Origin of the sequence: Bradyrhizobium genomosp. I (2014) (assembly GCF_000261685.1) — a bacterium.
Lineage (GTDB): Bacteria > Pseudomonadota > Alphaproteobacteria > Rhizobiales > Xanthobacteraceae > Bradyrhizobium.
On record NZ_AJQE01000236.1, the window covers coordinates 1 to 18,722 of the forward strand.

The window sequence follows — 18,722 nt, forward strand, 5'->3', positions numbered from 1 at the left end:
TGGATGGACCGTTCGACCGAGACGTTTACACATATGGGCGGCGAGGGCGTGCCATGGGTCGGCATCGCACCCTTCACCAACGAGAACCACATCTTCGCCAATCTCGGCGATGGCACTTATTTCCACTCCGGTATTCTGGCGATCCGCCAGGCGGTCGCCTCCAAGGCCAACATCACCTACAAGATCCTCTACAACGACGCCGTCGCCATGACCGGCGGCCAGCGCCATGACGGTGATCTCTCGCCGCAGAAAATCATGGCCCAGCTTCACGCCGAAGGCATCAGCGAGATCTACCTCGTCTCGGAAAACCCCGACTCCTATCCGGCCGACACCATCGCGCCGGGCGTGAAGAAATATCACCGCGACGAGCTCGACAGCGTCATGAAGATGTGCCGCGAGTACAAGGGCACCTCGGCGATCGTCTTCGTGCAGACCTGTGCCGCCGAGAAGCGCCGCCGCCGCAAGCGCGGCCTGATGGAGGATCCGGCACGCCGCGTCATGATCAACCCGGCCGTCTGCGAAGGCTGCGGCGACTGCTCGGTGCAGTCGAACTGCATCTCGGTCGAGCCGCTGGAGACCGAGTTCGGCCGCAAGCGCGCCATCAACCAATCCTCCTGCAACAAGGACTATTCCTGCCTGAAGGGCTTCTGCCCGTCCTTCGTCACCATCGATGGCGGCGCGCCGCGCCACCGCGCGCCGGCCGAGCTTGCTGAGATCGGCGAGCTGCCCGAGCCGGCATCGCGCCCGACGCTCGACAAGCCCTATAACATTGCTGTCGGCGGCGTCGGTGGCACCGGCGTGCTGACCATCGGTGCGCTGCTCGGCATGGCGGCTCATATCGAGGGCAAGGCTTCGATGATCCTGGACATGTCGGGCCTCGCGCAAAAGGGCGGGGCGGTGCTCAGCCATGTCCGTCTGTCGGATCATCCGGCGGAGGTGACCTGCTCGCGCATCGTCACCGGCACGGCCGATCTCGTGCTGGCAGCAGATGAAGTGGTCGCCGTCGCCAAGGACACGATCTCGCTCTGCGACTCCGGCCGTACCCGCGGCATCATCAACAGCCACGTCATCCCGACCGCCGATTTCGTGCTCAACCGCGATTTCAACTTCCAGACCCGCAAGCTCAATGCGGTGCTTGAGACGGCTTTGCACAAGGACTCGGTGTTCTTCGACTTCACAAAGCCGGCCGAACAGCTGCTTGGCGATGCCATCGCCACCAACATGATGATGATGGGCTACGCCTATCAGAAGGGGCTGTTCCCGCTGTCGGCGGAGTCCATCGAGCAGGCGATCGAGGTGAACGGCGTCGCGATCAAGATGAACAAGGAAGCGTTCCGCCTCGGCCGGCTCGCGGTCGCCGATCCCCAGCGTCTCGCCGATATGCTGAAGGGGGCGGACGAGGTGATCGCGCCGAAGACGCTTGATGCCATGACGCTCGACGAAGTCATCGAGCACCGCGCCAAGCATCTGACCGCCTACCAGAACGGCCGCCTCGCCAGGCGCTATCGCAAGCTGGTCGACCAGGTCCGCGATGCCGCGGTGAAGGGCGGCTATGGCGATGCGCTGCCGCGCGCAGTCGCAGTGAACTACGCCAAGCTGCTGGCCTACAAGGACGAATACGAAGTCGCGCGCCTCTTCAGCGACGGCGCCTTCGAGCAGCAGCTGCGCGACCAGTTCGAGGGCGACTTCAAGTTCAATTTCAATCTTGCCCCGCCGATCCTCAGCAGTGGCGTCGATGCGCTAGGACGTCCGAAGAAGCGGGCCTTCGGCCCGTGGATGCTGAACGTCTTCCGGGTGCTGGCGAAGTTCAAATTCCTGCGCGGCACGCCGGTCGACATCTTCGGCCGCAGCGCCGACCGCAAGCTCGAACGCGATTTGATCGCCGGCTACGAGAAGGACGTTGCCACCGTGCTCGGTCTGTTGTCGCCCGTCACGATCGACACCGCGGTGGAGCTGCTCTCGCTGCCCGACCGCATCCGCGGCTACGGCCCGGTGAAGGAAAAGGCCGTGGCGGATGCCAAGGTGCGTTACGCCCAGCTCGCCGCCGACCTCGCCAACCCGCCGCCCGCACCAAGGCAGATCGCGGCGGAGTAGCCCGTTCTGTAGGGTGGGTTAGCCTTGTGAATGCGCAATGCGCGTTCGCGAGGCGTAACCCACCCTACGAAACCACCCCTAGCGCTACCCGCCGGGCAAAACACCCATCCCATGGGTCAATCCCTGCGCACAAAAACATTCCGCTTTACCGAAATTCGGAATTGTCGTATTCCTCCGCCACCTCATCCCCCTCAGAGGGGCGTATCGCGATCGTCACGAAACGCGGGGTGAGCGGCGGTGGACGCGGGCTGCGTCGCGCGGGCGATTGTCTCGTGCACGACGGGCGCGGTCTCGCGTACGGCAAAATCGTGTGGTCCTGATGCCCGGGGTTCTGGCGTCAAGTCTTGCGGGTCACCCGCAAGGCGACGGGGGCAATAGTGCAACGCTCCCCGGGGAGAGCGCGACATCAGCCGTAAAACCACTGCGCAGGGAAGGCCGGATGTTTGGCCGCACCTGTATGCCGCTGTGCACCTGTTCTTCGCGCAATTCGCGCACAGCGGACCGTGGGTGCCCAGCCGGCACCCGGTCTTCCCTGCGCCCTCTGTTTCCGGAGGGAGGCAAGACAGGAGCAAAACTCGGGCGAGATGCGCCGCGAGGATGCTGGGGTGTGTCTGCAAGGTCAAGTCTCGTGTCCCGGACGCGCTGCAACGCTTCAGCGTTGCTGCGCAGAGCCGGGACCCATGCCGCCCCGCACTCGTTGCGACATGGGCCCCGGCTCTGCAGCGCACCGCTGAAGAAGCGCTGCGCTGCGTCCGGGGCACAAGCATCCTCCACTTGCGCCGACCCGCCGCTCTCTCGCGAGGCGGAATATTTCCGCGCTTGCCAATCAGCCCGGTGCGGTTCAGAAAAAAGCGCCAAGACGAGACGCCAGCGGAGACCTGAAGTTTGACCATCAAGGGCAAGGCCTACATTGCCGGGATCTACGAACACCCGACCCGGCACGCGCCGGACAAATCCACCGCCCAGCTCCACGCCGAGGTCGCCAAGGGCGCGATCGAGGATGCCGGAATCAGCAAGGACGATGTCGACGGCTATTTCTGCGCGGGCGATGCCCCCGGCGGCGCCTGGCCGATGGTGGATTATCTCGGCCTGAACACCAAAAAGCTTCGTCACGTCGATTCCACCGAGACCGGCGGCTGTTCCTACATCATCCATCTCGGCCACGCCGCCGAGGCGATCGCCGCGGGCAAGTGCTCGATCGCGCTTGTGACGCTGGCCGGCAAGCCACGCACCGGGGTGATGCCGCCGCGCGCGGCCGGTGCGGAGGTCGATTTCGAGTCCGCTTACGGCGCGACCACGCACAATGCCTATGGCATGTGTGCCATGCGCCATATGCACGACTATGGTACCACGAGCGAGCAGCTCGCCTGGATCAAGGTCGCGGCGTCGCACCACGCGCAGTACAATCCGCATGCGATGCTCAAGGACGTCGTCACCGTCGAGGACGTCCTGAACTCGCCGATGATCTCCGATCCCTTGCACCGCATGGATTGCTGCGTCGTCTCCGACGGCGGCGGCGCGCTGATCGTGACGACGCCGGAGATTGCGAAAAGCCTGAAGAAGCCGCTCGTGCGCCTGATCGGCCATGGCGAAGCGATGAAGGGACCGCGCGGCGGCAAGGATCTCGACCTCACTTATTCCGCCGGCGTGTGGTCCGGCCCGCGTGCGTTCGAGGAAGCCGGCATCACGCCGAAGGATATCAAATACGCCTCGATCTACGACAGCTTTACCATCACGGTGTTGATGCAGCTCGAGGACCTCGGCTTCTGCAAGAAAGGCGAGGGCGGCAAGTTCGTCGCCGACGGCAATCTGATCTCGGGCGTCGGCAAGCTGCCGTTCAACACCGACGGCGGCGGCCTCTGCAGCAACCATCCCGTCAACCGCGGCGGCATGACCAAGATTCTCGAGGCCGTGCGCCAGCTGCGCGGCGAGGCGCATCCGAAGGTGCAGGTCAGGAATTGCGATCTCGCCATCGCCCACGGCACAGGCGGCCTCTTGGGTGTCCGCCACGCCGCCTCGACGGCCATTCTGGAGCGCGTGTGATGAGTGAAGCGAAAAAGTATCCGGCACCGGTCACCAATCCCGAGACCGCCGCCTTCTGGGACGCGGCCAAGCAGGGCAAGTTCATGATCAAGCGCTGCACCGCGTGCGGCGAGGCGCATTACTTCCCACGCTCGATCTGCCCGTTCTGCTACTCCGACAAGACGGTGTGGGAGCAGGCGTCGGGCGAGGGCACGATCTACACATGGAGCCTGATGCGGAAGTCGCCGACCGGTCCCTATGCCATCGGCTACGTCACGCTGAAGGAGGGACCGTCGGTGCAGACCAACTTCGTCGATTGCGATCTCGAGAAACTGAAGATCGGCCAGAAGGTGAAGGTGGTGTTCAAGCCCACGGATGGCGCGCCGCTGCCGTTCTTCACGCCGGCCTGAGACGAAGCTGCGTAGGGTGGGTAGAGCGCAGCGAAACCCACCGACACAGGCGATGATGGGTTTCGCTGCGCTCTACCCATCCTACGAATTCTCCGTCCTTCCCCGCGTAGGACGGTCCTCATCCTGAGGTGCTCGCGAAGCAAGCGTCTCGAAGGATGGCCACAACGAAGAAGCGTTTCGGGCATCCTCATGGTTCGAGACGGCGCAAGAGCGCCTCCTCACCATGAGGATGAGAACCAGGGGAAACCAGAAAAATGTCCGCCAGATACGAAGAGCTCAAAGCCCTCAAAAACCTCGGCCAGAAATATTCCTACACCGATCGCGAGGTGATGCTTTACGCCTACGGCATCGGGCTCGGCGCCGATCCCCTGGACGAGAAGGAACTCGCCTTCGTCAACGAGGGTACGCTGACGCCGCGGCCGCTGAAGGTGGTGCCGACGTTCGCGTCCGTCGCCGCCTGGGGTTCTGGTCCCGGCGAGATGAACCTCAACCGCGTGATGGTGGTCGACGGCGAGCGCGATATCACCTTCCATCAGCCGCTGCCGGTGGCCGCGAACATCACCGCCGACTCCTCCGTGCTCGAGGTCTACGACAAGGGCAAGGACAAGGGTGTCGTCATCGCGCACCAGACCGTGCTGAAGAACGAGAAGGGCGAAAAGCTGGCGACGCTGGTCGCCTCGCGCTTCGCCCGCGGTGACGGCGGTTTCGGCGGGCCGAACCTGAGTCAACCCGATCCGCACAAGATCCCCTCGCGCGCGCCCGACAAGACCATCGACATCACGACGCGTCCGGACCAGGCGCTGGTCTATCGCCTTTGCGGCGACCGCAATCCGCTGCACTCCGATCCGGAGTTCGCGAAGAAGGCCGGCTTCCCGCGCCCGATCCTGCACGGCATGTGCACCTATGGCATCACCTGCCGCGGCGTGCTCCAGACCTATGCAGACTACGACGCGAACGCCTTCCGCCAGCACGTCGCGCGGTTCTCCTCCCCGGTCTATCCCGGCGAGACCGTGACCATGGACCTCTGGAAGGACGGCAACGTGATCTCGTTCGAAGCCAAGGTGAAGTCGCGCGGCGTCACCGTGATCAAGAACGGCAAGACGGTGCTGGGTTAGGCCCCTCTGTCATTCCGGGGCGCGCGAAGCGCGAACCCGGAATCTCGAGCTACAACCTCCGGATTCCGGGTTCAGCGCTGCGCGCTGCCCCGGAATGACAATAACAAACAGGGAGAAGCCACCATGGGACTACTCGACGGCAAGGTCGCGCTGATCACCGGCGCAGGCGGGGGGCTCGGTGAGGCCTACGCAAAACTGTTCGCGCGGGAAGGGGCCTCGGTCGTCGTCAATGATCTCGGCGGTCCCCGCGACGGTTCGGGCGCCGACAAATCAATGGCGCAGCAGGTGGTGGACGCGATCAAGGCCGAGGGCGGCAAGGCCGTTGCCAACGGCGCCGACGTCTCCACCATGGAGGGCGGCCAGTCGGTGTTCGACGACGCCATCAAGCATTTCGGCCGGGCCGACATCCTGGTCAACAATGCCGGCATCCTGCGCGACCAGACCTTTGCCAAGGCCTCCGAGGCCGATTGGGACAAGGTCATCAAGGTCCATCTGAAGGGTACCTTTTGTTGCACCCTGCCGGTGTTTCGCTGGATGCGGGAAAACGGCGGCGGCGTCATCGTCAACACCTCCTCGACCTCGGGCCTGATCGGCAATTTCGGCCAGACCAATTACGGCGCGGCCAAGGGCGGCATCTGGGGCCTGTCCAACGTGCTGGCGATCGAGGGCCGCAAGTACAACATCCGGATCTGGACGCTGGCCCCGGGCGCATTGACCCGCATGACCGCAGACCTGCCCCGCTATAAGGAGAACCCCTCGGCGGCGCTCGGGCCGGACGGCATCGCGCCGGCCGTGCTATACATGGTCAGCGACTTGTCGGGCGACCAGACCGGCAAGGTGCTGGGCGTGTCCGGGCCCCGCGGCGTGCGCGAAATGCGGATGATGGAAATGGAAGGCTGGAAACCGCCGCACTCGGGCTGGAAGGCCCAGGACATCGTCGATCACGCCAAGGAGATATTCTTCTCCGAGGAGCAGATCAAGATGGGGGCGCGGAGGTTTTAGCTTTTCTGTCATTCCGGGGCGTGCGAAGCACGAACCCGGAATCTCGAAATTCCGGGTTCGATGCTGTCGCATCGCCCCGGAATGACGAATGAGAGGATAGAGCACTTATGAAACTCACCGCCGACGCCAAGGGCACCTTCGCAATCGCGCCGACGCCGTTCCACGACGACGGCCGGATCGATGAGCGCTCGATCGACCGCCTGACCGACTTCTACGAGGAGGTCGGATGCGACGGCGTCACGGTGCTGGGCATCCTCGGCGAGGCCCCCAAGCTCGATGCCACCGAAGCCGAGCAGGTGGCGGTGCGCTACGTCAAGCGCGCCAAGAAGATGCAGGTGATCGTCGGCGTCTCCGCCCCCGGCTTTGCCACCATGCGCTCGCTGGCGAGGGCCTCGATGGATGCGGGTGCGGCCGGTGTGATGATCGCGCCGCCGCCGAGCCTGCGCACCGACGATCAGATCATCGGCTATTTCAAGCAGGCGGCGGAAGCCATCGGCCCCGATGTGCCCTGGGTGCTGCAGGACTATCCGCTCACCTTGCAGGTCGTGTTCACCCCCGCCGTGATCCGCAAGATCGTCATGGACAATCCGAACTGCGTGATGCTCAAGCACGAGGACTGGCCGGGCCTTGAGAAGATCTCGACGCTGCGCGGCTTCCAGAAGGACGGCTCGCTCCGCCCGCTCTCGATCCTCTGCGGCAATGGCGGCACGTTCCTGGACTTCGAGATGGAGCGCGGCGCCGACGGCGCCATGACCGGCTACGCCTTCCCGGAGCTTCTGATCGACGTCGTGAACCTCTCCAAGGCCGGCAAGCGCGACGCCGCGCATGACATCTTCGACGCGCATCTGCCGCTGATCCGCTACGAGCAACAGCCCGGCGTCGGCCTCACCGTGCGCAAATACGTGCTGCAGAAGCGCGGCATCATCGCCTCCAGCGCGCAGCGCAAGCCCGGTGCGACGATGACGGCGACGGCGAAGGCCGAGGTCGACTATCTCTTGTCGCGGGTCGCCCGTTTCGACAAGCGCGCCAATCTCGGCCCGCAATCCAGCGCCGCAGGTTAGTTGCATGGCCGAGACATCAGCATCACGCCCGGCCTCGACGATCCTCCTGCTCAGAGACGGCGGGAAGGAGTTGGAGGTCTTCATGATGGTCCGCCATCATCAGATCGAGTTCAACTCGGGCGCGCTGGTGTTTCCCGGCGGCAGCGTCGATGCCGGCGATCAGGAGATCGTCGCGCGCTCGGACCTGTATTCGGGCGGCGAGGGCCTCAGCGAAGCGGACCGCGGATTTCGTATCGCCGCGATCCGCGAGACCTTCGAGGAGAGCGGCATCCTGCTGGCCCGGTCGAAGAACGCAGGCACGCCGGTCGATGCCGGACGCGCCGGCGAGATCGCGGAAGCGCACCGCGTCGCGCTCAACGAGCAGAAGATCAGTTTCCTCGACATTCTGGCCGGCAACGGGCTCCAGCTCGCGCTGGACACGCTCGTGCCCTATGCGCACTGGATCACGCCGGAGGGCATGCCGAAGCGCTTCGACACCTGGTTCTTCCTGGCCGCCGCGCCGCCCGACCAGCTCGGCGCCCATGATGGCCGGGAGTCGACGGATTCGATCTGGGTCTCGCCGCGCGAGGCGGTGGAGGGCGGCGAGAGCGGTCGCTTCAAGCTGCCGTTCCCGACCACGCGCAATCTGATCCGGCTCGCCAAGCAGCCAGACGTGAGCGCGGCGCTGGAGCACGCCCGCGGCCTGTCCATCGTCACGGTGATGCCGGTCATGACCAAGACCGAAACCGGCCGCCAGCTCCGCATCCCCCGCGAAGCCGGCTACGACGGCGAAGTGTTCGAGGTGGGGGCGGTCGGCTAGAACACTTCGACGCCGGCCGAAGTATTGAGACCGCGCTCGCGCTAGATTCCGTCCATCGTGGAAGGACGGGACGGGCCATGAGCAGGACCGCCCGGATCGGACTTGCCTGCGTCGTCTTCGGCGTTGCCGCCATGACCATCCCGGCCCGCAGGCCAGCCGGCATCAAGCCGTCCCAGGGCCGAGGCTGACGAGGGCGGTCGGTCCCGATATTAAGGATATTCCGTGTCCCGAGGCATGTTCCCCCCGGGCGGCAATACGTCGTATATTGGGTCTCCAGCAGCCCGGTCCCCAAACCACCAATGTCCGCCGAATTGACGCCGCCCCCTGAGAAAAGGCGAACATTCTCGCTCTCCATCGGTCAGCTCACCTTCGGCAGCTTTCTGTTGGTGCTGGCGGTGATCATCGTCACTTCGACCGCGAGCGTGATCGCGATCCGGCACATCGACACGACCTTTGCCGAGCTGCAGCGGCTCCAGAGCGTCGGAGACCTCGCCGAGGATATCGATCGTCGCATGAACGAGTTGCGCCTTGCCGCGCGCGACTTCGTCACGGACCCCGGCGCCGGCATCCAGTTCCAGCAGGTGGGCGAGGCGGCATCGACCCTGAGCGACATCCTCAAGAAGACCCGCATCGAGCTCGCGCCCGAGCAGCAGGACATGATCGACGGAGTCACCGAGCGGCTTGCGACCTATCGCAACGGCCTGGAGCGGATCTCGACCCTGATCGACCGCCGCGCCCAACTGCTCGCCGGCCTGCCGCCGCTGCGCGAGCGGTTCAATGCAGCCGTCGCAGGCACCGCCGACCGCGAGCTGGCGTCCCGTCTGACCGAGGCGCAGAGCCGGATCGCGCTCGGGCTGCTCGCGCGCAACCCGTCCGCAGCCGAGCAGGCCGCGCAGGGGATGCGGGCGCTTGATATTGGCGATACGAAGCTGAAGTCGGCCGTGAACGACTATGCCGAGGCCATCATGGCCGTGGCCGTCCGCGAGCGGCAGATCGCCGATATCGATCGCGAGGTGTTGGGAACCGAAGGCCGATTGATCGGCCGCGTCACCGAATTGCTGCGCGAGGTCAGCGATCGGCGCGGCCACGTGCTGTCGCGCGATTTTGCCCGTACGTTGACTGAGGCGCGATGGCAGAGCATCGTGCTCGGTACGATCGGCGTGCTGATCGGCATCGGCGCTGCGCTGTTTGTCGTGCGCAGGACGGTGCGTCCGCTCGCCCAGATCGCGCGATCCATTCGCGCGCTTGCGGCCGGCCGGAAGGACACGTCGATTCCGTCCGCCGACCTCGACAACGAGATCGGCGACATCGCGCGAGCCGCGGAAGTGTTCCGCCGCGCGCTGGAAGAGGCCGACACGGCGCGCGAGGCGGCGGTGCGCGCGCTCACCGAGCAGCGCCTCGCCGAAGAAAGCTACCGCAAGCTGTTCGAGGGCTCGGTCGACGGCATCTATGTGACGACTCCGGCCGGTGACCTCCTCAACGCCAACCCGGCGCTGGCGCGGATGATGGGCTATGACAGCCCGCAGCAGCTGATCGACAGCATCAACGACATCGCCCACACGATCTACGTCCATCCCGAGGCGCGTGCCGAATACCAGCGGCTGATGGCGCGCGACGGCATGGTGCGCGAGTTCGAGTACCAGGTGCGCCAGCGCAGCGGCGACATCCTCTGGCTCTCCGACAGCGCCACGGGCGTGCGGGACGAGCAGGGCAACATCGTCCGCTACGAGGGCACGCTGCGCGACATCACGGACCAGAAGCGCGCGGAAGATGCCATCGCCGAAGGCCGGCGCCTGCTTCAGCAGGTTATCGACACCGTGCCGGCGGTGATCAACGTCAAGGACCGCGAGCTGCGCTACGTGCTGATGAACCGCTACATGGCGGGCATCTTCGGCATCGAGCCCAGTGACGCGCTCGGCCGCACCACGGCCGACCTGATGTCGCGCTATGGCGCGGCCAAGACCGACGAGAACGACAAGCGGGTGCTCAAGCTCCGCAAGGGGCTCGGCTTCTACGAGGAGGAGTACAAGGACGCGGCCGGCAACATGCGGCAATGGCTGGTCAACAAGCTGCCGCTGCTCGATGCCGAGGGAGAGATCGAGCGGATCGTGACCGTCGCGCTCGACATCGGCGAGCGCAAGCGCGGCGAGCAGGAGATGCGCAAGGCCAAGGAAGCCGCCGAGACGGCGCTGCGCAATCTGCGCGAGACGCAGGCTTCACTGATCGAGGCGGAGAAGCTCGCCGCGCTCGGGCGCCTGGTCGCCGGTGTCGCCCACGAGGTCAACAACCCTGTCGGCATCAGCCTCACGGTCGCCTCCGCGCTGGAGCGCAAGACCGCGATGTTCACGGCCGAGGTCGAGCGCGGCGAGCTGCGCCGCTCCACGCTCAACGACTTCCTCGGCACCAGCCGCGATGCATCCTCGCAGCTCGTCTCCAATCTCAATCGTGCCGCCGAGCTGATCCAGTCGTTCAAGCAGGTCGCAGCCGACCGCAACTATTCGGATCAGCGTACTTTCGATCTCGGTGATCTCACGGAGCAGGTGGTGATGAGCCTGCGACCGGGCCTGCGCAAGCACAATCTGACCCTCAACGTCGAATGCCAGCCGGATCTGACCATGAACAGCTATCCCGGTCCGTACGGCCAGGTGCTGACCAATCTGTTTCTCAATTCGGTGGCGCACGCCTTTCCGGACGGCCGGCCTGGGACCGTCGAGATCCAGGTGCGCGAGTCCGGCAAGGACAATGTCGAGATCATCTTCTCCGACAATGGCTGCGGCATGTCGCTCGACGTCCGTCGCCGTGCCTTCGATCCGTTCTTCACGACGCGACGCGACCAGGGCGGCACCGGCCTCGGGCTGCACATCGTCTACAGCATCGTTACGAACCGGCTCGGCGGGCGGCTCGATCTCGATTCCGAGCCGGGCGGCGGTACACGCATCCAGATCATCCTGCCGCGCGTGGCGCCGCTCGAGCAGGCGGCGGAATAGCCGATCCTAATCGACGTCTGCGAGCCTATGCAGGGTGGCGCCGAAGATCAGGCTGGCCTTGCCGACCAGCGCCGTGCCCGTCATCTCCGCGCGCGTCTCCGTGTAGGTGCCGCTGACGCCGATGCCGACTGGGGCGGGGCCACCGAACAGCGGATTGTCATCGCCCCGAGGCGAAGTGTGCCGTTGCACCAGCACCTCGCCTTTGAAGGTCTTGTTGTCCTTCACCGTGTAGCTGCCGGTGTAATAGAGGTAGGCGTCGCCGCCCAGAATCTTGCCGTCGCGGAAAAGAATCACGCCGCTGCCCTTGCCGGCTCGCCCATCGAGCAGGGTCACGTGAATTGAATAGAGGCCGTTCTTCATAACGTCCCGTAGGCCGGCCGCCTTCGCCCGATGGCGTAACCGGTCCGGCTTTTATGCCAAAGCGCACCCTCTCGCGCAACGCGGCAGTTTGCCGGCCGGGACGCGGTAGCGTGCAGCGGCGAGCCGTAGTTGTCCCGGCTTGTGCGTGGCGCCGTCATGACGCTCTGATGATGAAGCGAGGCCCGCCGTTGCGAATCAGAGTTGGCCCGCAAAATGCATAATCATTGTTGCACTGGCCGCGGGGTGCTGGAGCAAGACGAACGTGACCAACTGGATCGATTCCGGCGGCGATGAGCCGCGTCTATGCAGTGCGCGTCCCACGAATTGCAGAAGCGAACAACGGCGGATTGGCAGCACCACACGCTGGCGAAGGGTGACAAGGCTGGTGTGCGCCTCGGGCCTGATTGCGCTCGCGGCTCCCTTCGGGCACGCGCGTGACCGCGGCCAGTTCGTCAACACCAATGCCGAATTGAAGGCATGGTTCGACGGTCTGCGCAGCGGCAAGGGGCCTTGCTGCTCCGATGCCGATGGTTCGGCGCTCTCCGATTCCGACTGGGACAGCAAGGACGGGCACTATCGTGTCCGCGTCCCGCGCTATGGCTACGCGCTTGACGGTCAGCAGCAGGAGTTCGTCTGGGTCGACGTACCCGAGGAGGCCGTGATCTCGGAGCCGAACCGGGTGGGGCGCACCATGGTCTGGCCGATCTACGGCTACATGGGCGTCACCATCCGCTGCTTTATGCCCGGTAGCATGACTTAACCGCCCCGGTCGGCTGATGCCTGAGGCGGCACGCGTCGCGCTACGTCAGGTGTATTTCTTGTCGCGCTCAAGCAGCTCGATGGAGATGCCTTCGGGGCCGCGGATGAAGCAGATGCGTACGCCGGGCCGGATGGTCGTCGGCTCGCGCGTGAACGTGACGCCCTTGGCCTTGATCTCGGCGGCGACAGCGTCGATGTCCTTCACCGTCAGACCAAAATGGTCGAGCCCCTGATGCGGGTGCGGAGGCGGCGGGTTGACGGCGCTGTCGCCCTCGAGCGGTGCGATGAAGATCCTGGCCCCGCCGAGGTTCACGTCGATCCGTCCCGGCGCGCGTACGATCTCGCCACCAAGGATGTCCCGCAGCCAGGCCGCCGTGGCCTCTGGATCGGGGCTGCGCAGATGGATGTGATCCCAAGTGACGACTGGCATTTCAGGTTCTCCCGACGCGGTCTTCGATGTTGCAGCGCATGTTAGCGGCCCGCGCCGGTCATCGCCACCATCGCTGCCGACTCGCAACCACAGGGGAACCTTAATTCGTCTGCCGGCTTAAGGTAAGCAGTGACCGAATCCGCCGTTGATGGCGCTTCGGCCGCGATCGGTGGTGCAATCATGAACGCCAGGCTCGACCGGATCGGATTGGGACGCTTCGCCGGGGCCGGCGAGCGACTGGCGCGGGCCGTGACGATCGCGAGCGTCTCGTTTGGCCGCAGCCTTCTTTGGCTGCTGGCGGCAATCGTCGTCGGGTGCGGCATCTGGATGCTGCTGCCTCTTTCCAAAGGCAATAGTGCTGAGCCGATCAGGCCGGAGCTCGCGACTGTTGAGGCAGCTCCTTCGGGGGATGCGTCCGCGGTGGTGTCGCCGGCGTCCGAAGCTCAGGCACCTGCAACGGCAGATCTCGGCCATCTCCGGATTTCATCGCAGACCTGGCGCCGCGGCGGCCTTGGCTCCAAAGCCCTGGTGACGTTCACGCTGCGAAACGACAATGATTATGCCGTAAAGGATGTCGAGATCGTCTGCGCCTTTACGCGGCGCGACGGCAGTCATCTTACCGACCGCAGCCGCGTACTGACGGATCCGGTCAGCATGAAGAGCCGCAAGACCTTTGCACGTATTTCCGTCGGCTTCGTCAACGTGAATGCCGATCAGGCGAAATGTTCGCTGGTTGCGGCACGCCGCGTCTAGGGGCAACGTGTTCCGGTAGCGGAAAAGTTACCCTCCGCGGATCTTGGCCAAAAAACCAAGCGTCGCCATTTGAACCGAACGGCTGGGCCAGGAACCAATTGAGAGATCGCCTGTTGAGGCAGAGAGCCCACGCGGGGATGCGGGGGGCGGAGCGCGGCTATGCCCATCCTTAGGTATTTCGTTTTTGTCGGTGGAGCCTTGCTCGCACTGCTGTTCGCGGCGAATTTCGTTTTCCCGGCGGCACCCGTCGCAGAAGCCGTCGCGACCGCGAGCAACGACCAGCCCTTGATCCGCATTCGGTCCGATCGGCACCTGCCCGAGCGAGTCGTGCTCGACACCAGCCAGCCGACGATTGCCGCGCCCGAGGTGAAGACCGCCTCCGTTGCGGCTCCGCGGCCGCCGGTCCAGGAGGGCCTGCCGCCGGCTCTGGCTGAGATGTCGGCCAAGACGCGGGTGCGCGAGACCTTCGCGCAGTTCACGCCGGCACCGAAGGCCGAAAATGCCGCGGCCAGAAAGTTCGGGGCCACTCAGCCTCAAACTCCTCAGGCTCAGGCTGTTCCGGTGCAGGCTCAGCCCAAGCGCAAGATCGTCAGGGCGCATCATGCGCCGCAGCCCGGCCGGCCGATGCTGGTCGCTCAGCAGCCGCATTTCGGCCTCTTCAACACGACCTGGTGACAGCGCCTTCGACCCGCCTCGAAGGGGGCGGGTAGGGCTTTTTATTGGCCGGCCTCTCTGCTAATTCGAACCGACCCGAACGCCGTCCGCCCTGCTGGTTCTTGACCAGCACCGGTCGGGCGAATTTAGGGTGGCCCGGTACCGGGCCAGGGCGCTCGTAGCTCAGCTGGATAGAGCATCGGATTTCGATTCCGAGGGTCGGAGGTTCGAATCCTTCCGAGCGCGCCACTCTGCGATGTGTCCAGCCCGAAGACATGGTTAACGGATCGTACCCAAGATATGGGTCACAACCCGTGCGGAACGGGTTGTCGGTTGTTCCAGACACGTTCGGAAACGGCGATGATGCCGGGTCACCGTCGCGACGGCCTGCGACGTCAATCAGCCTGCCGGGATACCGCTTCGCCGGCCGCGTGCCAGCGTGTCGGAGGGCGCCTCGTGGAAGGTGGCGCGATAGGCTGCGGCAAACTCACCGAGATGGTGGAAGCCGTGGGCGCGTGCGCAGGTGGCAACGGTGATGCCGCCGCCCTTGAGGAGGCGGGCACGGGTCGCCCACAGCCTCTTCAGGCGAATGTACTGGTGCAGGCTCATGCCGCGCACTCTGCTGACGGCGCCGCCGAGCGTCCGGATCGAGACGCCGAACTCGCTGGCGAGATCGGCGGTGTAGATCGGCGCGGTCGGATAGGTCGCGACGTAATCGTCGATGCGCTGCACGAGCTTGATCGCCCGCTCGCTCTGGACCAGGGCGCTCCGATCCGACATCGAATCGATCCGAAACAAATCGTCGAGCGCGAGCAGCAGGCCTTCCTGGAGATGGGCCGCAACTTCGGTGGTTTCGAACAGGCGCGGCTGCACTGACGCGGTTCGCAGGATGTCGAGCAGGAGTTGTCGCGTGTGGAGCAGGGCGGGCCGGTTCGCGACATGGGCCCGCAAATCGTCGGCGAGATCGAACCAGCCCCGGTCTCTCAACTCGGGGGAGAAGATGATCATCGCATGATGATTGGTCCGGGGTTCGACGAAATGGCACCCATCGTTGCCGCGGAGCGCGACGAAGAAGCGGGCGTCGAGATCCATTCCCTTGAAGTTGACCCGAAGGTCGTCGGTCATGGACAGGATCACCATCCCGCCCGGCATGCGATAGGCGGTGTCGAGGATGCGTGCGAACGATCTCGTCATGATGATGCGGCAAGCCGGCAGGGAGACGACGGCGCGGGCCGCCGCGAAGTTCGGGATGTCGAGCGGAATGCTTCTCGCATCTTCCATCGTCTCGATCGGCCGAAACGCATCGATGTCGGAAAAGCCGACCAGTTGCAACGCGGAGGAGGGAGCGAGGTTGTCGAACAACATGGTTCTGGCCGGCCGCTGAAATGAAACAATCAAATGAACGTCGATGCATCGCAATCAATGGCGAAACATCGCGTTTCAGTAAACCGGATTCCAGGCCGTAGTATTGCGGACATCATGCCACGAAGTCCGTCAGCGTCCTCGGCGGTGCGCCGGAGGCGAGGTCGATGAAATGCTGCCTTATGCTCGCGTGACAGGCGAAGGGCGCAAAGCTTCGTTCCTCCTGCTGCTGCGTCCTTCGACCGCGCCTACTTGTTCATGCCTAATGGCATCGAAAGATTTCATCCTTGATCTGGATCGGATTTGAAACGGCCGCAGGCAGTGCAGCCACGCAAGGCACGATCTCGCAAAAGCGAAGTGGCCCGAAGGCCCCTTCAAACGTCACCAGCGGCGATAGCCGCGATAACCGTAGTAGCGTGGACCGTAATAGCGCGGCGGCCCATAATACCGCGGGCCGTAGTATGGCCGCGGCCCATAATACCCGTAGTAGTTCGGGCGCCACCAGCAGCGCCCCCAGGCGTTGCAGACCATGCGGACCTGTTCGACGCCGGAGAGCTGCGGTGTCGCAGGTGCGGGCGCGATGGGCATGGCGAATGCCGCCGACGATGCCACGAGGCCGCCGAACAGGGACGCGGCGACGATGCCAATCTTGAGATTCATGATGTCTTCCTCCGCTTACGCGATGCAGGATATCGAAGTTGTTCTGATCAAATTGTGGCGGAACCGAAATGTAATCCTGATGAACAAACCTTCAGCACGCTGGCCAGCCCCGCTCTCAGCCTGCCAGCTGGCTTGGGCTGTAGGGTCATGCCGCGCCTTAAACCTTGATCCTGCGCAATTCACAGGTCTGCCTTGGCTCTTAGGATTGGTGAAATGGCAGCGGCGCGGTGCCTGCTGCCGGGCAAGGTGAGCTGGATGCGAGTCATTCCAAATCTGTCGATCTCGCCGGAGACGGTCTTCTTCGTCATCTCGAAATCGCGTCGCTCCGACAGCGAAGCGGCCGGGGGTGGCGTCATCCTGGACTCCGGCGACGACGACGCGAGCTATGGCCGCGGCGGACGCGGCCAAACCACCGATCGTGCGGAGCTTGCGGGCTTCATCCGCGATCTCAACGTCGACGAGCAGATCGATCTCGTGGCGCTGACTTGGCTCGGCCGTGGCGACGGCGATCTCTCCGATTGGCGCGAACTGCGCGGTCAGGCCGCGCAAGCCCACAACCAGCGCACCGCCGACTACCTGATCGGCACGCCCATGCTCGCCGACTATCTGGAGGAGGCGATGGCGCAATTCGGCAAGTCATTCGAGGAATTCGAAGAACAGCTCTGATGCCGGATGCTGCGCCTGCAAATGACAATGAGAGGTTGTGATGGACAAGATGAGAATGGACAAGGGTGACTGGCTGGTCGTGTGTGACGGTCGCAAGGCGCTCATTCTGGAGAACCTCGGCGACGAGATGTTTCCGAATCTCCACACCAGAGAGGTGCGCGAGCAGCCCAACCCTTCGACCACCGCGCAAGGCAGCGATGCACCAGGCCGATTGCATCCGGCAGCCGGCGGGTCGCGCAGCTCGGTCGAGCAGACCGACTGGCACGATGAGGCCGAGCGTGCCTTCTTGCGGGAGCTGGCCGACCGGCTCGATGCTGCCGTCAGCTCCGGCGAGACCAAGGCCCTGACCATGGTGGCCTCACCGCGCGCGCTCGGCATGATCCGCACCGACTATTCGGACGTCGTGCGCAAGGCGCTTCGGGGGGAGGTCGCGAAGGATCTCGTCAAGCTGCCGGTCTACGAGATCGAGAAGCAATTGCTGATGTCGGGCGCTGCGAAATAGGTGCCCGAACGAAAGAGGGCGCGGCGCCTCAGTAGCAGGGGTGCCGCCGGCCGTCCTGGCCGATATAAGCGGATGCACTCCGGTAGCAGTGGTTGGTCGACGGGCCGTCGTAATAGGCGAAGGTGCCGGGGGTGATGCCGGGTCCGTAATTGTGCAGATAGCTGATCGGGTAGGGCAGCGGGCTGACGTAGGAGCGGTGGTACCGGTGATGTCCGCGCGCCTCCGCGTGGCCAGGGGCCAGGATTGCAGCCGTCAGGGCCGCAACCGCGGCTACAAGCGTCAACTTGCTCATCTCGATTCTCCGGAACCTGCTCGAATAGGTCAGTCATTTTATAGCAATTTCGGGCGGTCAGGCATCGCTCCGGAGGCCCGAAATCATGGCCTATCCCGCAGATTCTCGGGTGGGTGTGACAGAATTGCCGGACATGGGGTCGAAAGCTGCCCATTTTTGGCCTTTTCGGGATGCTTAACGAATTCCCCACACAAGTATGACCAAAGAGTATTTGGGTAAGAATCCCGTCGCCGGCCCCTGGGATCGTTTTGCGGGTCCTTCGAGGTCGGTCCATTCCTGAAGGCCATCGCCGTCACCTCGCCATGCGCATCACGCTTCTGAGCCTGCTGTTGCTCTCCGTCGCCGCTACTCCGGCGCGCGCCGAACTGCACATCACCCGCGACCATGGCGGCTATGTCGAGGAGTACAAGGCCAAATACAAGCGCGTTCGCGAGAAGGGGGAACGCGTCATCATCGACGGCATCTGCAATTCGGCCTGCACGCTCGTGCTCGGCATCGTGCCGATGAACAAGATCTGCGTGACGCCTCGCGCCAGCCTCGGCTTCCATCAAGCCTATTACGACAAGGCGTTCACCTTCGGCATCAAGGTCACCAGTGCCGAAGGCACCTCCGATCTCATGTCCTACTACCCCGACAAGGTGAAGGACTGGATTCGCCGCAATGGCGGGCTCACCACCGACATGAAGAAGATCAAGAACGGCGTCGAGCTCTGGAAGATCATCGACCCCTGTCCGGACGAATGGTGAACGGCTGAACCAGACCACTGCTGCCCGTCGCAGCGCAGCATCGTCGGG

General features: G+C 64.4%; 19 protein-coding genes and 1 tRNA gene. 15 read left to right on the forward strand and 5 right to left on the reverse strand.

The features are described from left to right. The 8 genes from IC50_RS22305 to IC50_RS22340 all read left to right on the forward strand — a co-directional run. Positions 1–2,094: indolepyruvate ferredoxin oxidoreductase family protein (locus tag IC50_RS22305; protein WP_035709653.1), on the forward strand; the 2,094-nt coding region annotated here is incomplete at its 5' end. An 885-nt stretch (positions 2,095–2,979) separates the two neighbouring features. Then, positions 2,980–4,137, forward strand: a complete 1,158-nt coding sequence (locus tag IC50_RS22310; RefSeq protein ID WP_035709654.1) for a thiolase domain-containing protein — start codon at positions 2,980–2,982, stop codon at positions 4,135–4,137. Beyond that, the gene (locus tag IC50_RS22315; protein WP_035709655.1) at positions 4,137–4,526 is read left to right on the forward strand and encodes a Zn-ribbon domain-containing OB-fold protein; all 390 of its coding nucleotides are present in this window, start codon (positions 4,137–4,139) and stop codon (positions 4,524–4,526) included. Before IC50_RS22310 ends, IC50_RS22315 begins: the two co-directional genes overlap by 1 nt. Positions 4,527–4,780: 254 nt before the next feature. Next, a complete protein-coding gene (locus tag IC50_RS22320) occupies positions 4,781–5,641 on the forward strand; it encodes a MaoC family dehydratase (RefSeq protein WP_035709656.1) in 861 nt (286 codons plus the stop codon). A 123-nt stretch (positions 5,642–5,764) separates the two neighbouring features. After that, entirely contained in the window at positions 5,765–6,643 is an 879-nt protein-coding gene (locus IC50_RS22325; protein WP_035709657.1) for an SDR family oxidoreductase, read from the forward strand. A 107-nt stretch (positions 6,644–6,750) separates the two neighbouring features. Next, complete coding sequence (locus IC50_RS22330) at positions 6,751–7,704, forward strand: dihydrodipicolinate synthase family protein (protein ID WP_035709658.1); 954 nt, start codon at positions 6,751–6,753, stop codon at positions 7,702–7,704. A gap of 4 nt (positions 7,705–7,708) precedes the next feature. Continuing rightward, positions 7,709–8,503 carry an NUDIX hydrolase gene (locus tag IC50_RS22335; RefSeq protein ID WP_035709659.1) on the forward strand — a complete coding sequence of 265 codons (795 nt, stop codon included), beginning with the start codon at positions 7,709–7,711 and terminating at the stop codon, positions 8,501–8,503. A 299-nt stretch (positions 8,504–8,802) separates the two neighbouring features. Then, entirely contained in the window at positions 8,803–11,490 is a 2,688-nt protein-coding gene (locus tag IC50_RS22340) for a PAS domain S-box protein (protein ID WP_035709661.1), read from the forward strand. 6 nt (positions 11,491–11,496) lie between these two features. Here IC50_RS22340 and IC50_RS22345 read toward each other — a convergent pair whose 3' ends face one another. After that, entirely contained in the window at positions 11,497–11,850 is a 354-nt protein-coding gene (locus tag IC50_RS22345; protein ID WP_035709663.1) for a GrlR family regulatory protein, read from the reverse strand. A gap of 262 nt (positions 11,851–12,112) precedes the next feature. Here IC50_RS22345 and IC50_RS22350 point away from each other — a divergent pair, with 262 nt between their 5' ends. After that, complete coding sequence (locus IC50_RS22350; protein WP_035709665.1) at positions 12,113–12,610, forward strand: hypothetical protein; 498 nt, start codon at positions 12,113–12,115, stop codon at positions 12,608–12,610. Positions 12,611–12,655: 45 nt separating this feature from the next. On the opposite strand, the gene IC50_RS22355 is transcribed toward IC50_RS22350, so the two are convergent. Then, positions 12,656–13,039 carry a VOC family protein gene (locus tag IC50_RS22355; RefSeq protein WP_035709666.1) on the reverse strand — a complete coding sequence of 128 codons (384 nt, stop codon included), beginning with the start codon at positions 13,037–13,039 and terminating at the stop codon, positions 12,656–12,658. Between the two features lie 180 nt (positions 13,040–13,219). Here IC50_RS22355 and IC50_RS22360 point away from each other — a divergent pair, with 180 nt between their 5' ends. The 3 genes from IC50_RS22360 (at position 13,220) to IC50_RS22370 (ending at position 14,695) form a co-directional block, all read left to right on the forward strand. Next, on the forward strand, positions 13,220–13,792 hold the full coding sequence (locus IC50_RS22360; protein WP_035709702.1) for a hypothetical protein: 573 nt from the start codon (positions 13,220–13,222) through the stop codon (positions 13,790–13,792). A gap of 159 nt (positions 13,793–13,951) precedes the next feature. Then, positions 13,952–14,467: a hypothetical protein gene (locus IC50_RS22365; RefSeq protein ID WP_035709669.1), complete on the forward strand. Its 516-nt coding sequence runs from the start codon at positions 13,952–13,954 to the stop codon at positions 14,465–14,467. A 151-nt stretch (positions 14,468–14,618) separates the two neighbouring features. Further along, a tRNA-Arg gene (locus IC50_RS22370) sits at positions 14,619–14,695 on the forward strand. Between the two features lie 150 nt (positions 14,696–14,845). On the opposite strand, the gene IC50_RS22375 is transcribed toward IC50_RS22370, so the two are convergent. Beyond that, positions 14,846–15,811, reverse strand: a complete 966-nt coding sequence (locus tag IC50_RS22375) for an AraC family transcriptional regulator (protein WP_035709671.1) — start codon at positions 15,809–15,811, stop codon at positions 14,846–14,848. A gap of 378 nt (positions 15,812–16,189) precedes the next feature. Further along, positions 16,190–16,468, reverse strand: a complete 279-nt coding sequence (locus tag IC50_RS22380; protein WP_035709673.1) for a hypothetical protein — start codon at positions 16,466–16,468, stop codon at positions 16,190–16,192. 255 nt (positions 16,469–16,723) lie between these two features. Between IC50_RS22380 and IC50_RS22385 the strand changes: the two genes are divergently transcribed. Both IC50_RS22385 and IC50_RS22390 read left to right on the forward strand, forming a co-directional pair. Then, the gene (locus tag IC50_RS22385; RefSeq protein WP_035709707.1) at positions 16,724–17,134 is read left to right on the forward strand and encodes a DUF3775 domain-containing protein; all 411 of its coding nucleotides are present in this window, start codon (positions 16,724–16,726) and stop codon (positions 17,132–17,134) included. A 40-nt stretch (positions 17,135–17,174) separates the two neighbouring features. Continuing rightward, positions 17,175–17,636 carry a host attachment protein gene (locus tag IC50_RS22390; RefSeq protein ID WP_035709674.1) on the forward strand — a complete coding sequence of 154 codons (462 nt, stop codon included), beginning with the start codon at positions 17,175–17,177 and terminating at the stop codon, positions 17,634–17,636. Positions 17,637–17,664: 28 nt separating this feature from the next. Here IC50_RS22390 and IC50_RS22395 read toward each other — a convergent pair whose 3' ends face one another. Beyond that, positions 17,665–17,928: a hypothetical protein gene (locus IC50_RS22395; RefSeq protein ID WP_035709676.1), complete on the reverse strand. Its 264-nt coding sequence runs from the start codon at positions 17,926–17,928 to the stop codon at positions 17,665–17,667. A gap of 302 nt (positions 17,929–18,230) precedes the next feature. Between IC50_RS22395 and IC50_RS22400 the strand changes: the two genes are divergently transcribed. Continuing rightward, positions 18,231–18,674, forward strand: a complete 444-nt coding sequence (locus IC50_RS22400) for a hypothetical protein (protein ID WP_035709681.1) — start codon at positions 18,231–18,233, stop codon at positions 18,672–18,674. Positions 18,675–18,722: the final 48 nt, after the last annotated feature.